Origin of the sequence: Streptomyces lancefieldiae, from assembly GCF_031845825.1 — a bacterium.
In the GTDB taxonomy this organism is placed as follows: domain Bacteria; phylum Actinomycetota; class Actinomycetes; order Streptomycetales; family Streptomycetaceae; genus Streptomyces; species Streptomyces lancefieldiae.
In genome coordinates this window covers 81,469-93,735 of the sequence record NZ_JAVRFH010000036.1, presented here as the reverse complement: position 1 = coordinate 93,735, position 12,267 = coordinate 81,469, and the positions used below count along the sequence as shown (strand labels likewise).

Sequence of the window (12,267 nt, the reverse complement as noted above, 5' to 3'; positions counted from 1 at the left end):
GGCAACGACCGACGAACGAGAACACGAACGGACTGCTGCGTCAGTACTTCCCGAAGGGCACCGATCTCTCCCGCTGGTCGTCCACGGACCTCGAAGCCGTCGCCACGGCGATCAACAACCGGCCCCGCAAAATCCTGGGCTGGCGGACGCCGGCCGATGTCTTCGAAGAACAGCTACGCTCGCTGCCACAGCCCGGTGTTGCAACGACCAATTGAACTCGCCCAATCCACATCCGTGCGCTTCACCGAGCACCTGCACCTCGAGGGCATCCGGCCCTCGATCGGCAGCGTCGGCGACGCCTACGACAACGCACTCATGGAGACGATCAACGGCCTCTACAAGTCCGAGTGCATCCGCACCAAGGTCTTCCACGACGGCCCCTGGCGAACGGTCTCGGACGTCGAGTACGCCACCGCCGCGTGGGTGGAGTGGTACAACAACCGCCGCCTGCACTCCAGTTTGGGCGTGATCAGCCCCACCGAGTACGAGGCAGCACACTACGCTGACTCAGAACCACGAGCCGACTGATCACCGGCCAACAAAACACCGGCAGGAAAGTCGGAGCGGTTCACTCTGACTCCACCCGCACCCGGGCCGCAGCCCCAGTTCTTCGATCAACGACGCCATCGGCACTGTTTCCCCGACCGTCACAGCTCCCCGCATGAGCTTGAGTCGCCGGTCGTGGTCGGCGCGTGGCACAGGTCAGGGGACCGGGTGGGTACCGCTCGTTACGGCTCGCCTCATGGTCGTGGTGTCAGCGCGGGGCTCGCTGGTCGTAGTCGCGCTGGCGTGCTTGGATCTCGGAGGCGTTCGCGACGGTCCAGTCGTAGAGGTGGGCGAACGGCTCGCGCAGGGATTCGCCGAGAGAGGTCAGCGAGTATTCGACGCCGACCGGCGAGGTCGGCAGCACGCGGCGCTCGACCATCCCGTTGCGTTCGAGCCGGCGCAGGGTCTGCGTGAGGACACGTTGCGTGACGCCGTCGAGGCGGCGCTTGATCTCGTTGAACCGGCGTGGTTCGACCAGGACTGCCATCACCATCATCGACCACTTGTCGGCGATCTGATCGAGGATGGGCCGGCTCGGACAGTCGGCCCGAAACACCACGTCGTGCTCGGCGATGGCCCGGTAGACGGCCTCTGAAGTGGCCATGGCGGTATCCTCCACAATCCCTGGGATGCCTGAAGTGCCTTATTGACGCAGGTCACAGCCGGTTTCACTGTAGGTATGCAACAGGAACCAGAATCCTGCCAGGTACCTAGGGGAAAAGCCATGGGCAACGACGCCTACCAGACCTTGCGCGTCAGCCGGAAGGATGCAGTCACACACGTCACGATCGACAACCCGCCGATCAACGTCCTCAGCGTCGCGGTCATGACCGACCTGCGGCGCCTGCTCACCACGCTGGCCGGCGACGACACCGTACGCGTGATCGTGTTCGACAGCGCGGACCCGGACTTCTTCCTCGCCCACGTCGACATGACCGCCACCCCGAACGCCCTCGCCGGACTCATGGCCGACCTGCCGGACGGCGTCAACGTCTTCCAGGCCGTCGGGGAGCAGCTACGCCGCCAACCTCAGGTGACCATCGTCAAGCTCGCCGGCAAGGCGCGCGGCGGCGGAGCCGAGTTCGTCGTAGCCGCGGACATGGCGTTCGCAGCGACCGGCACGGCCGGGCTCGGCCAGATCGAAGCTCTCATGGGCATCGTCCCTGGCGGTGGCGCCACGCAGTACCTCACCGAGCGCGTCGGCCGTAACCGCGCCTTGGAGATCGTGCTCGGCGCCGACCTGATGGATGCCGAGACCGCCGAGCGGTACGGCTGGGTCAACCGAGCCGTCCCCGCCGACCAGCTCGACGAGTTCGTCAACCGCCTCGCCGGTAACATCGCCGCGCTGCCCGACGGCGTTGTCGCGGCAGCCAAGCATGCCATCGTTCCCCGCGATCATTCTGATGGCCTGGCGCGGGAGAACGCCGCCTGGGCCGGGCTCGTATTCCGACCCGCCACAGCACAGCTCATGGACGCCGGGCTGGCCAACGACGCCCAGACTCGGGACGGCGAACAGGACCTCGAGAGTCTGTTCCGCCATCTCGCCGGGTAGTGGAACCCGTCTCGCCCTCTGCGCCAGCCTGTAGGGCTGGTGGTCGGCTTTGCGGAGCTAGGGTGGCGAGCCGGGCGTCGACCGCCTGCCAGGCGGCCCGTTCGGCGGCGGTGCGGCACCATTCTGGTGACAGAAAGACTGCTGAATGAGCGCCTGTGACAAGTCGGATGCCTCGTTTGAGACAACCAGGCTGCTTCGGCCGTCCCTGTTCACCAGCTCAGCCGGTTTCGCTGGTGACAACTCCTGAGCTTCGGCTCATTTTTGCGAGTTTCTTGTAGCAGGTCAGGGCGGCTGCGAGGCCGAGGAAGGCGAGGAAGTGGGAACCCTTGCGTTCATATCGGACGGTAAGGCGGCGGTAGCCGAAGAGCCAGGAGATCGACCGTTCGTTCTTCCAGCGGTGCCGGCCAAGCCGTTCACTGGACTCGATGCCGGGGCGGGCGAAAGCTCCTGCTGAGATTGCTACTCGTGATGTCTTTGGAGCTTACGGCTGGTTGTCCGCTGTGGTATTCGTTTCCGCAGGGCGGGGTCGGCGATGACCGGGACGTCCTTGAGCTGGTTGATCGCCCGGGTGCGGGCCGTGACCGCGGAATCGTTGGCGAGCTTGTACGTACCGGCAGTAGTAGGTCGCGCTCTTCTGCGGCAGGTCGTGCGGGAGATAGGCCCACTGGCAGCCGGTCCGCCCCTGGTAGAGGATCGCGTTCACGATCTCCCGCATCGCATAGGCGCCGTGGTGGCCGCTGACCGAGCGGTGCCGGTCCTTCCACGCGGTGATCACCGGCTCGTTCAACGACCACTGCTCGTCCGACAAGTCACTTGGACACGGCTTGCGTTCACTCATCCGGTCACATCAACAGATCAATAGCCGCGGACCGGCCGGTTCCGCCCCGCCGCCACACCATCAGGCGACATCAGATCAACTCAAAGGCCCACGAACCGCCCACTGAGAGCAGGCCATGAGCAAGCCCAACATGCCTCACCCTCTATCACGCACCAGCTCGTAAGACGCGATTCACTTGGCGTGATCTTGCGGCAGTCTGGGGTGATGACTGCTGCGCTTGTCGAGCGGATGGCGCCGGAGGACCTGTGGACGTTGTTCCAGCGGGTGGCGCCGCCGGTGCCGGTCCGTCCTCAGGGTGGAGGGCACCGGCGGCGAGAAGGCCGCGCCCACCGGCCCCTCTTCGAAGGGGCCGTGCAGCGGCGTGTAGCCGATCCAGCCCTCACCGAACACGAAAGGTACGCGGGTCTACGCGGCCCTCGGTCCCGGCACGTACTACGCACCGGGCTCCGCCTGAGGATTCACTGACCCCGACGCCTGCCTGACGACCCGATCCGCCTGCCGGCGCCCACTCCCACGGGCCCGGCCCTTCGGCCTGCCCTCCTCCGGCGTCCGTGCCCCCGCACCTGTGACCGGTGCCACCATTGAAACCCCAGTTTAATTCATATTTAATGGCTGCGCTTGCCGCTTCCGGCTACGTCCCCGGCCTGCCCCGGGCCCCAGGAAGGAACTTCGATGAGCACAGCCCCCGGCGCGCCGACGGTGTCGCGCAGCGCGCTGCCCTGGGTGGAGCGCATAGGCATCCCCCGCCCCCTGATGTGGGGATATGTCGCGGTCCTGATCTTCATGATCGGTGACGGCGTGGAGTCCAACTACCTGGAGCCGTACCTCCGCGACAGCGGCTTCACCTCCTCCGGCGCGGGTCTCGTCATCAGCGTCTACGGCGCCTTCGTCGCCCTCGGCTCCTGGCTCTCCGGCGCCCTGTCCAACGTGTGGGGACCCCGCTGTGTCATGCGGACCGGCGCGGTGCTCTGGATCGTCTTCGAGGTACTCTTCCTCACGCTGGCCCTCCCCAGCGAGAACCAGGTTCTCGTCTACGTCTTCTACGGCCTGCGCGGCATCGCCTATCCGCTGTTCGCCTACGCGTTCCTGCTCTGGATCCAGCTCACCGCCCGCAGGGAACTGCGCGGTTCCGCAGCGGGCTGGTTCTGGTTCGCCTACAGCGCGGGGCTGCCGACCATCGGCTCCGCCATCGCCGCCGTCAGCATCCCCCTGGTCGGCGCCTATTCCACCTTCTGGCTGTCCCTGGGGCTGGTCGCGGTGGGCGCGGCGATCGGCTCCTTCGCCGTCAAGGAAGCCCGCGGCACCCGGCCGATGGTCGACACCACGGCCCCGGGCTTCTCCTTCCGGTCGGAGCTGCTGCGCGGTGTCAGTGTGCTCAAGCGCCATCCGCGCATCGGGATCGCCGCGGTGGTCCGGATGATCAACACGACGCCGTACTTCGGGTTCTTCGTCTTCCTGCCGTCGTTCTTCACCGACGACATCGGCATCAGCGAATCGAAGTACCTGGCCCTGGTCACGTTCATGGGTGTCATCGGCATCCTCGCCGACCCGTTCTTCGGCCGGATCAGCGACCGGCTGGGCTGGCGCTCCACCATCGCCTGGGCCGGCGGCGTCGGCTGCGCGCTCGGCGTGGCGCTCGTCTACTGGGTGCCGCAGCTCGCGCCCGGCAACTACGCCGTCGCCCTGCTGGCCACGGTCGTCTACGGCATCATGCTCGCCGGGTACATTCCGCTGTCCGCGCTGCTCCCGTCCCTGGTACCCGAGGAGGACAAGGGCAACGCCATGGGCATCTACAGCCTCGCCGCCGGACTCTCCACCTTCGTCGGGCCCCTGACGTACTCCGTCGTCGACCCCCTCGTGGGCCACACCGGAGTCGTCATCGTCTACATCGGCATGTACCTGGCCGGCGCCCTGCTCACCTGGCGCTATCTGGACGTGCCCGAGGACCCGGGGTCGCGCCGCGCCGGTGGCCCCGTGCCGGCGGTCTCTCTCGCACCGAAGGACCTCCAGTCGTCCTGACCGGCCGCGCCCTCTCCCCCACACCCCGTACCCGAAGCAACGAGGAACGACATGAGCACCGACTCCCACACCGCCACGATGACCGGCGCCTTCCTGCCCGGTGACGGCACCGTCGACCTGCGCGAGACGCCCCGGCCCCGGGCCGGCCACGGCCAGGTCGTCCTGCGCACGCGCGCCTCGGGTATCTGCGGCAGCGACATCCACTACATCTACAACGGCCACATCGGGGAAGGCGGCGCCCGCTACGACGACGTCGTGGCCGGCCACGAGCCGGCGGGTGAGGTCATCGAGGTGGGCCCCGGTTGCAAGCGGCTCAAGCCCGGCGACCGGGTCGCGGTCTACCACATCTCCGGCTGCGGCCAGTGCGACGAGTGCGCACGCGGCTACTTCATCGGCTGCACCTCGGAGTCCCGCGCGGCCTACGGCTGGCAGCGCGACGGCGGCCATGCCCCGTACCTCCTCGCCGAGGAGAACACCTGCGTCCCTCTGCCCGAGCCCCTCACCTACGTCGACGGCGCCTTCATCGCCTGCGGCATCGGCACGGTCTACGAGGCGCTCTCCCGGATCGCGCTGAGTGGGGCGGACCGGCTGCTGGTCACCGGGCTCGGCCCGGTCGGCGCGGCGGCGGCCATGGTCGCCCGTGCCTTCGGTGTGCGGACCGTGTACGGCGCCGAGGTCGTCCCGGAACGGATGGAGTGGGCCCGCTCGCTCGGGCTGTTCGACGAGGTGTTCGACTCCTCCGCCGAGCCGCTGGACCGGGTGCTGGAGCTGACCGGTGGCACCGGTGTCGAGGCGGCCGTGGACTGCTCCGGTCACCCCGCGGCGCGCTCCCTCGCCCTCAAGGCGCTGCGGGTGCGCGGCCGGCTCGCGCTCGTCGGCGAGGGCGGGCAGATGAGTCTCGACGTCTCGGACGACGTCCTGCACAAGCAGGTGCTGATCTCCGGTTCCTGGGTCACCTCCGTGCAGGGCATGACCCGGCTGGCCGAACTGCTCGCCCGGCAGGAACTGCACCCCGAGCGGCTGGTCAGCGACCGCTTCCCGCTCACCGAGGCCCAGCACGCCTACCAGGCGGCGGCCGGTCGCGCCGCCGGCAAGGTCTGCCTCGTTTTCGAGGACTGACGTACGCGCCGCAGCGTCCTTTCCCACCGCGCGGCCCGGACGGCAGTGACTCCACCACTGCCGTCCGGGCCCGTTCTTTCGAGGAGCACCTCCGTGAGCAGTACACCCGCACACCGAGCCGGCGAAAGCCGGGTCAGCGCCGTCCGGCGGACGCGTGCCGGACACGAGATCGTCGAGGTGGACAACGGTCTGGTTCGCCTGTCGATCGCCCCCGCGTTGGGTGGCCGCCTCCTGTCGGCGGTCCGGGACGGCCGCGAGTTCCTGCACCGGAATCCGGACCTCCTGGACGACGCACTCAACGCCCGGGACCCGCGTGCCGTCGGCCCGCACGACGGCCCGATGTCCGCCTGGCACAACTGGGGCGGCGACAAGACCTGGCCGGCCCCGCAGGGCTGGTCGGGTCCCGAGGAGTGGGCGGGTCCCCCGGACCCCGTCCTGGACTCGGGGGCGTACACGTGCGACGTGGACGTCGCGGACGACGGCTCGCGCGCCGACATCACCCTCACCAGCGGTGACGATCCGCGCACCGGGCTCCGCCTGACCCGCCGGATCACTCTCGTCACCGGCCGGTGCGACTTCGCGCTGCGGCTCAGCGCCCAGAACGTCTCGGCGCGGAATGTCCGGTGGGCGCTGTGGAACGTCACCCAGTTGCCGGGGCATCCCGCCGAGCGGCCGGGTGACGGGGTGTGGCTGGGGACGTCCGGGGCGGGCGCGCCGGCCACCGTGGACCTGGTCACGGGCACCGGACGGCCGCGGGTCGAGCGCCGCGGCGATGTCCTGCACGTCCCGGCGCAGGACGTGGTCGGCAAGGTCGGCTTTCCCGATGCGGCCGGGTGGATCGCCCACGTCGGCCCGGCCGGTACCTGGACCTACCGCTTCCCCGTCGACCCCGACGCTCCCTACACCGATGGCGGTTCGCGGGCCGAGGTGTGGCTGGAGCACCCACTGGACTCGCCGCTGGAACACCTGGGTGGCCTACGGCCGCGCCACCGGGTCGTGGAGTGCGAGGCGCTCGGCCCGTACCGGGAACTGGCGCCCGGCGACACCATCGCACTGGACGGCACCGTGTCGCTCGGTCCCCGGCTCGGCGCGGTGTCCTCGGTCGGCGCGCACGCCTGGTGGGGCGAGCCGCTCAGGTACGCCGAGGGCAAGGTGACCGGCGTGTGCGTGCCGTCGGGCGGCGGCCCGGCGGCCCTGCTGGTACGGGACACGACCGGCCGGGTACTCCGGCGCCAGTCCCTCGGTGAGTGCGGGGCGGGTACGCCCCTGGTGCTGGACACCCGGTTGCCGGCCGGTCCGGGCGCTGCGCGGGTGGAAGTGTGCTGCGGGAGGAACGTCCTGGGAGCGGTGACGGTGCTGCCCGGCTGACCTCCGTCAGTACGCCTGTGCCCGGCACCCTCGGGTCCGCCGAGGGTGCCGGGCACAGGCGTATCAGGCGTACGGCGGTCAGGTCGCCGTGGAACCGTAGGCGGCCGTCGGCAGGCCGGGCACCTCCACCCGGGCACGGAACACAGCCCCGTCGAGCGGTCCGGGGGCGGCAAGTCCCACCCGGGCCGTCGTGACGTAGAGGGTATGCCCGTCGTCGCCGCCGAGGCAGACGCCTGCGGGCTGGGTCACCGGCAGGCGCAGTACGGTCGCCAGGGTGCCGTCGGGCAGGTAACGGTGGACCTCGCCCGCGCCCCAGACCGCCGTCCACAGGGCGCCCTCGGCGTCCACGGTCATGCCGTCGGGGCTGCCCTCGGTGACGCGGGCGAACTCCTCGCCCACGCCGAGGTCGCCGTCCCGCGGGTCCACGGCGTAGCGCCGTACGAGACCACGCGCGCTGTCGGCGAGGTACATGGTGGTGCCGTCCCGGTCGAAGGCGGGGCCGTTGGGGATGGTGATGCCGTCGAGGACCCGGGTGACCGTGCCGTCGGGGCCGGTCCGGTACAGGGAGCCGGCGTCCGGTGTCCCGTCGTAGGCCATGCTCCCGGCCCAGAAGCGGCCGTGCGGGTCGGCGCAGCCGTCGTTCATGCGCATCGCGGTCGGCGCGGCCCGCTCGGGGTCGGCCAGCCACTCGGGGGCCGTGCCGGCGGTGAGCAGGCAGATGCCGGTGCCGGCCGCCGCGATCCAGGTGCCGGCCCGGCCGGCGACCGGGGCCACCGCGCCGAGCGGCACGTCCAGGCGGGCAAGGGTCCGCAGCGGGGCGGTGCCGTCGCCGTTCGGGGTGAGCAGGCGGCCGGTGAGGATGTCGACGCAGACGAGCCGGCCGTCCACCCAGCGGATGCCCTCGCCGAGTTCCAGTCGGTCCGGTGCGCCCAGGGGCATCAGATCGGTCATGGTGAGGCGCTCCTGATGTTGGTGGACGGGTCAGCGGAACGTGGTGCCCGGGGCGGCGGCGAGCAGGCCCAGTTCGTCGCGGCGGGGCAGGCCCTCCCAGTCGCCGTCCGAGGCGACGGCGAACGCGCCGAGGGTGTTGGCGCGTTCGAGGCGTCCGTCCGGGGACAGTCCGTCGAGCAGTCCGGAGAGGTAGCCGGCGCAGAACGCGTCGCCCGCTCCCACCGTGTCCCGTACGGGCACCCGCAGGGCGGGGACCGCGTGCCGGGAGCCGTCCCGGCCACGGAGGGCGGCTCCCTCTCCCCCGCGTTTGACGACCACTTCCCGTACCCCGGCCGCCAGCAGGGCGTCGACGGCGGCGTCCTCCCCCTGCGGCTGCTCGGTGAAGGCGCCGGTGACGACGGGGAGTTCGTCGTCGGAGGCGATCAGGACGGTGACGTGCTCCAGCAGGGGCAGCAGTGCCTTGCCCGCGTCCTCGGCCGTCCACAGGCGCTGCCGGTGGTTGACGTCCAGGACGACGGTCCAGCCGTGGGCGTGCGCATGAGCGGCGGCCTCGCGCACCGCCTCCAGCGGACCGGGGCCGAGTGCGCAGGTGATGCCGGTCAGGTGCAGGGTCCGGGCGCCTGCGTCCAGGGCGGGCGCGAGATCGGCCGGGGCGAGCAGGGAGGCGGCGGAGTGGCGGCGCCAGTAGTGGACACGGACCAGGTCGGCGACGCGTCGCTCACGGAGCATGCCTCCGGTGGGCGCCTCGGGGCGGACGCCGGCGTGGGAGGTCTCGACGCCTTCGCCGCGCAGCGTCCGCAGGATCAGCCGGCCGGGTTCGTCGTCGCCGACCAGACCCGCCCAGGCGGCCCGGTGGCCCAGGCGGGCCAGGCCGATGGCCACGTTGGACTCGGCACCGGCGATGGTGGTGCGGGCCTCGGCTCCGACCGCGAGCGGTCCGGGCAGTTGTGCGGCGAGCATGGTCTCACCGAACGTGAGGACGTCGGCGGCGGCCCGTGTGGTGTCCGGAGTGTCGCTCATGCCCGCCCTCCCGCGGTCTCGCCGGCGCAGAGCGCGACGAAGCGCCGGGCGCGCTCGCGCAGGGCGTCCAGGTCGCCGCCGCGCGCGGCGTCGCCCACCAGCGGGGAGCCGACGCCGACCGCGACGGCGCCGTGCGCGAGGTACTGCTCGGCGCCGGTCAGGTCCACCCCGCCCACCGGTACGAAGGGCAGGTCCGGGAAGGGGTCGCGGAGGGCCTTGAGGTAGGCGGGGCCGCCGATCGAGGCAGGGAAGAGTTTGACGGCGTCGGCTCCGGCACGCCGGGCGGCGACGGCCTCGGTCGGGGTGAGGGCTCCTGCCAGGACCGGCAGTCCGACACGGACCGAGGCGGCCACGGACTCGGTGAGCGCGGGGGTCACGATCCAGCTCGCGCCGGCCTCCCGGGCGCGGGCGACGTCGTCCTCGGTCAGCACGGTGCCGGCGCCGACGAAGGCCGTGGGGCCGGCCTCGGCGACGGCCCGGCGGATGACACCGAGGGCGTCGGCCGTGTTGAGCGAGACCTCGACGAGGGACACGCCCTCGTCGAGCAGGGTCAGGACGGTGCGCAGCGCGGCGTCGGCATCCGGGCCGCGCACGATGGCGGCCAGCCGGGTGCGCCGCAGCACGGCGGAGAAGCTGTCGGTGGCGCGGGACTGCGGGGCGTTCATGGTCACGTCCAGGAGGGTCGGGGTCGGGCGGGGGCCACGGGGCGGGGTCACCATTCGGCGAAGGAGCCGTCGGTGTGCCGCCACAGCGGGTTGTGCCAGTCCGCGACGGTGTTGTCGGCGGCGCGGACCGCCTTCTCGTCCACCTCGATACCGAGGCCGGGGGCGGCGGTACGCAGCAGGTGGCCGTCGTGGAACCGCAGCGGCGTGGTGTCGACCAGGTAGTCCAGCGGACCGGCGCCCACGTTGTAGTGGATGCCTATGCTCTGCTCCTGGATGAGGAAGTTCGGGGTACCGAAGGCGACCTGAAGACTGGCGGCGAGCGAGACGGGCCCCAGCGGGCAGTGCGGCGCCAAGAGTACGTCGAAGGTCTCGGCGAGCGCGGCGATCCGACGGACCTCGGAGATGCCGCCGGCGTGCGAGAGGTCGGGCTGGAGGACGGCCACTCCGGCGGTCAGGGCGGGCAGGACGTCGGTGCGCGAGTAGAGGCGCTCCCCGAGGGCCAGCGGCACGGACGACGACGCGGTCAGGTCCCGCAACCGGTGGGTGTACTCGGGGAGCAGGGGCTCCTCGACGAACAGCGGGTTGTACGGGGCGAGGTGCGGCAGCAGCTTGGCGGCGTTGGCGACCGTGAAGCGGCCGTGGAAGTCGACGGCGAAGTCCCGGTCGTCGCCGAGTGCTTCGCGGGCGGCGGCGGCGCGGGAGACGACCTCGTCGATGTCGCGGACGGTCGCCAGCCGGTTCATCCGGCCGCTGGCGTTCATCTTGACGGCGGTGAAACCCGCCTCCACCTGCTCCCGGACGGCTTCGGCGATCTGGCCGGGCTCGTCGCCACCGACCCAGGTATAGGCCCGAACCCTGTCGCGCACGGGGCCGCCGAGCAACTGGTACACGGGGGCGCCGTACACCTTGCCGGCGATGTCCCACAGGGCCTGGTCGAGTCCGGCGACCGCGCTGGAGAGAACGGGGCCGCCACGGTAGAACGACCCCTTGGTCATGGTCTGCCAGTGGTCTTCGATACGCAACGGGTCCTGTCCGACGAGGAGTTCGGACAGCTCGTGCACGGCGGTGCGGACGGTGGCCGCACGGCCCTCGACCATGGGCTCGCCCCAGCCGACGACGCCGTCGTCCGTCTCGACACGGCACAGCAGCCAGCGCGGCGGCACGGCGAACGTCTCGACGCGGGTGATCTTCATGCTTCTCCTTGGTGCGGCCGGGCACCGGCGGCCGTCGGGATACCGGACACAGGCGTCCTCCGCGGGGCAGGCACGGTTCAGGAAGAGGTCTTGTAGGCGCTCCAGCCGCCATCGACGACCAGCGAGGCTCCGGTGACGAAAGACGCGTCGTCACTCAGCAGAAAAGCCGTGGCCCCGGCGACCTCTTCGGGACGCCCGAGCCGCGCGGCGACGGTCTGCTCGGCGCTGCGCCGCCGGTCCTCCTCGCCGATACCGTCCCAGGCGCGCGTGAGCACGGGCCCGGGCAGCAACGCGTTGACCCGTACGTCGGGCCCGTACTCGACGGCCAACTGGCGGGCCAGTCCGGTAAGTCCGGCCTTGGCGGAGGCGTAGGCGGGGCGGCCGGGCAGTCCGACGAGGGCATGGACCGAGGAGACCAGGACGGCGCTGCCACGGGTGGCGCGCAAGTCGTCCAGGCAGGCACGAAAGCCGAGGAAAGCGCCGGTCAGCGTGACACCGAGCTGCTGGTTCCACTGGTCAAGCGTGGTGTCGTGGGCGGGGGCGACGCGCACGGTATAGGCATTGGAGACGAGAGCGGAGACGGGGCCGTAGGCGCCGCGAACGGCATCCAGCGCCGCAGCCCAGGACTCTTCGTCGCTCACGTCGGTCGGGTGGAACATCGCCTCTCCACCGGCCTCCCGGATGGCACGGGCCGTGCGCTCCCCTTCCGTCGTGTCGATGTCGGCGACGAGAACGCGGGCCCCCTCGTCGGCGAGCCGTCGGGCCACAGCCGCGCCGATTCCCCCGGCCGCGCCCGTGACCACGGCGACGCGTCCGTCGAAACGGCGGCCGGCCCCGGAAGGCGGCGGATACATGGACGGCATGAGCAACTCCGAAGGCTGCGGCGCGGACGGGACGGTTGTGGTGGGCGGCCATGACCGCCCCCTCGTGAATATTAAATATGAATTATCCATTGAGGCCAAGATGTCTCAGCGAGGCACCGATCACAAACGAGGA

11 protein-coding genes and 4 pseudogenes are annotated in these 12,267 nt (G+C 70.9%); 7 read left to right on the top strand and 8 right to left on the bottom strand.

Features of this window, described 5'->3' with window-relative positions:
* Positions 1–215 (top strand): transposase (locus RM812_RS28705; protein ID WP_394816526.1); only part of this gene is annotated, 215 nt, incomplete at its 5' end.
* 4 nt (positions 216–219) lie between these two features.
* Positions 220–528 (top strand): annotated as a pseudogene (locus RM812_RS28700) (integrase core domain-containing protein); the annotation flags it as partial.
* Positions 529–754: 226 nt separating this feature from the next.
* Here RM812_RS28700 and RM812_RS28695 read toward each other — a convergent pair.
* Positions 755–1,150 carry a winged helix-turn-helix transcriptional regulator gene (locus RM812_RS28695; RefSeq protein ID WP_311578434.1) on the bottom strand — a complete coding sequence of 132 codons (396 nt, stop codon included), beginning with the start codon at positions 1,148–1,150 and terminating at the stop codon, positions 755–757.
* A 120-nt stretch (positions 1,151–1,270) separates the two neighbouring features.
* Here RM812_RS28695 and RM812_RS28690 point away from each other — a divergent pair, with 120 nt between their 5' ends.
* Positions 1,271–2,098 (top strand): enoyl-CoA hydratase/isomerase family protein, encoded by an 828-nt coding sequence (locus tag RM812_RS28690; protein ID WP_394816527.1) that lies wholly within the window; start codon positions 1,271–1,273, stop codon positions 2,096–2,098.
* A 217-nt stretch (positions 2,099–2,315) separates the two neighbouring features.
* Here RM812_RS28690 and RM812_RS28685 read toward each other — a convergent pair.
* Positions 2,316–2,537, bottom strand: a pseudogene (locus tag RM812_RS28685) (hypothetical protein); the annotation flags it as partial.
* Between the two features lie 177 nt (positions 2,538–2,714).
* Positions 2,715–2,936: pseudogene (locus RM812_RS28680) on the bottom strand (transposase); the annotation flags it as partial.
* 204 nt (positions 2,937–3,140) lie between these two features.
* Between RM812_RS28680 and RM812_RS28675 the strand changes: the two are divergent.
* From RM812_RS28675 to RM812_RS28660, 4 genes and pseudogenes are all read left to right on the top strand, one after another.
* Positions 3,141–3,260: pseudogene (locus RM812_RS28675) on the top strand (IS5/IS1182 family transposase); the annotation flags it as partial.
* Between the two features lie 348 nt (positions 3,261–3,608).
* A complete protein-coding gene (locus RM812_RS28670) occupies positions 3,609–4,955 on the top strand; it encodes an MFS transporter (protein ID WP_311578429.1) in 1,347 nt (448 codons plus the stop codon).
* A 51-nt stretch (positions 4,956–5,006) separates the two neighbouring features.
* On the top strand, positions 5,007–6,074 hold the full coding sequence (locus RM812_RS28665; protein ID WP_311578427.1) for a zinc-dependent alcohol dehydrogenase family protein: 1,068 nt from the start codon (positions 5,007–5,009) through the stop codon (positions 6,072–6,074).
* Between the two features lie 93 nt (positions 6,075–6,167).
* Complete coding sequence (locus RM812_RS28660; RefSeq protein ID WP_311578424.1) at positions 6,168–7,442, top strand: hypothetical protein; 1,275 nt, start codon at positions 6,168–6,170, stop codon at positions 7,440–7,442.
* A gap of 78 nt (positions 7,443–7,520) precedes the next feature.
* Here RM812_RS28660 and RM812_RS28655 read toward each other — a convergent pair whose 3' ends face one another.
* The 5 genes from RM812_RS28655 to RM812_RS28635 form a co-directional block, all read right to left on the bottom strand.
* Positions 7,521–8,393 carry an SMP-30/gluconolactonase/LRE family protein gene (locus tag RM812_RS28655; protein ID WP_311578421.1) on the bottom strand — a complete coding sequence of 291 codons (873 nt, stop codon included), beginning with the start codon at positions 8,391–8,393 and terminating at the stop codon, positions 7,521–7,523.
* A gap of 30 nt (positions 8,394–8,423) precedes the next feature.
* Positions 8,424–9,413, bottom strand: coding sequence for a sugar kinase (locus RM812_RS28650; protein WP_311578418.1), 990 nt, complete (start codon positions 9,411–9,413; stop codon positions 8,424–8,426).
* Complete coding sequence (locus tag RM812_RS28645; RefSeq protein ID WP_311578445.1) at positions 9,410–10,078, bottom strand: bifunctional 4-hydroxy-2-oxoglutarate aldolase/2-dehydro-3-deoxy-phosphogluconate aldolase; 669 nt, start codon at positions 10,076–10,078, stop codon at positions 9,410–9,412. The genes RM812_RS28650 and RM812_RS28645 overlap by 4 nt, the downstream gene beginning before the upstream one ends.
* Positions 10,079–10,125: 47 nt before the next feature.
* Positions 10,126–11,271, bottom strand: coding sequence for a galactonate dehydratase (gene dgoD, locus RM812_RS28640; RefSeq protein ID WP_311578415.1), 1,146 nt, complete (start codon positions 11,269–11,271; stop codon positions 10,126–10,128).
* Between the two features lie 77 nt (positions 11,272–11,348).
* Positions 11,349–12,134, bottom strand: a complete 786-nt coding sequence (locus RM812_RS28635; protein ID WP_394816525.1) for an SDR family NAD(P)-dependent oxidoreductase — start codon at positions 12,132–12,134, stop codon at positions 11,349–11,351.
* Between the last annotated feature and the right edge of the window lie 133 nt (positions 12,135–12,267).

Bases quoted from the DNA above. Each gene is read 5' to 3' on its own strand.
- RM812_RS28655 (WP_311578421.1), bottom strand. From the start codon at position 8,393: ATGACCGATCTGATGCCCCTGGGCGCACCGGACCGACTGGAACTCGGC.
- RM812_RS28650 (WP_311578418.1), bottom strand. From the start codon at position 9,413: ATGAGCGACACTCCGGACACCACACGGGCCGCCGCCGACGTCCTCACG.
- RM812_RS28665 (WP_311578427.1), top strand. From the start codon at position 5,007: ATGAGCACCGACTCCCACACCGCCACGATGACCGGCGCCTTCCTGCCC.
- RM812_RS28670 (WP_311578429.1), top strand. From the start codon at position 3,609: ATGAGCACAGCCCCCGGCGCGCCGACGGTGTCGCGCAGCGCGCTGCCC.
- RM812_RS28695 (WP_311578434.1), bottom strand. From the start codon at position 1,150: ATGGCCACTTCAGAGGCCGTCTACCGGGCCATCGCCGAGCACGACGTG.
- RM812_RS28635 (WP_394816525.1), bottom strand. From the start codon at position 12,134: ATGCCGTCCATGTATCCGCCGCCTTCCGGGGCCGGCCGCCGTTTCGAC.
- RM812_RS28645 (WP_311578445.1), bottom strand. From the start codon at position 10,078: ATGAACGCCCCGCAGTCCCGCGCCACCGACAGCTTCTCCGCCGTGCTG.
- RM812_RS28690 (WP_394816527.1), top strand. From the start codon at position 1,271: ATGGGCAACGACGCCTACCAGACCTTGCGCGTCAGCCGGAAGGATGCA.
- dgoD (WP_311578415.1), bottom strand. From the start codon at position 11,271: ATGAAGATCACCCGCGTCGAGACGTTCGCCGTGCCGCCGCGCTGGCTG.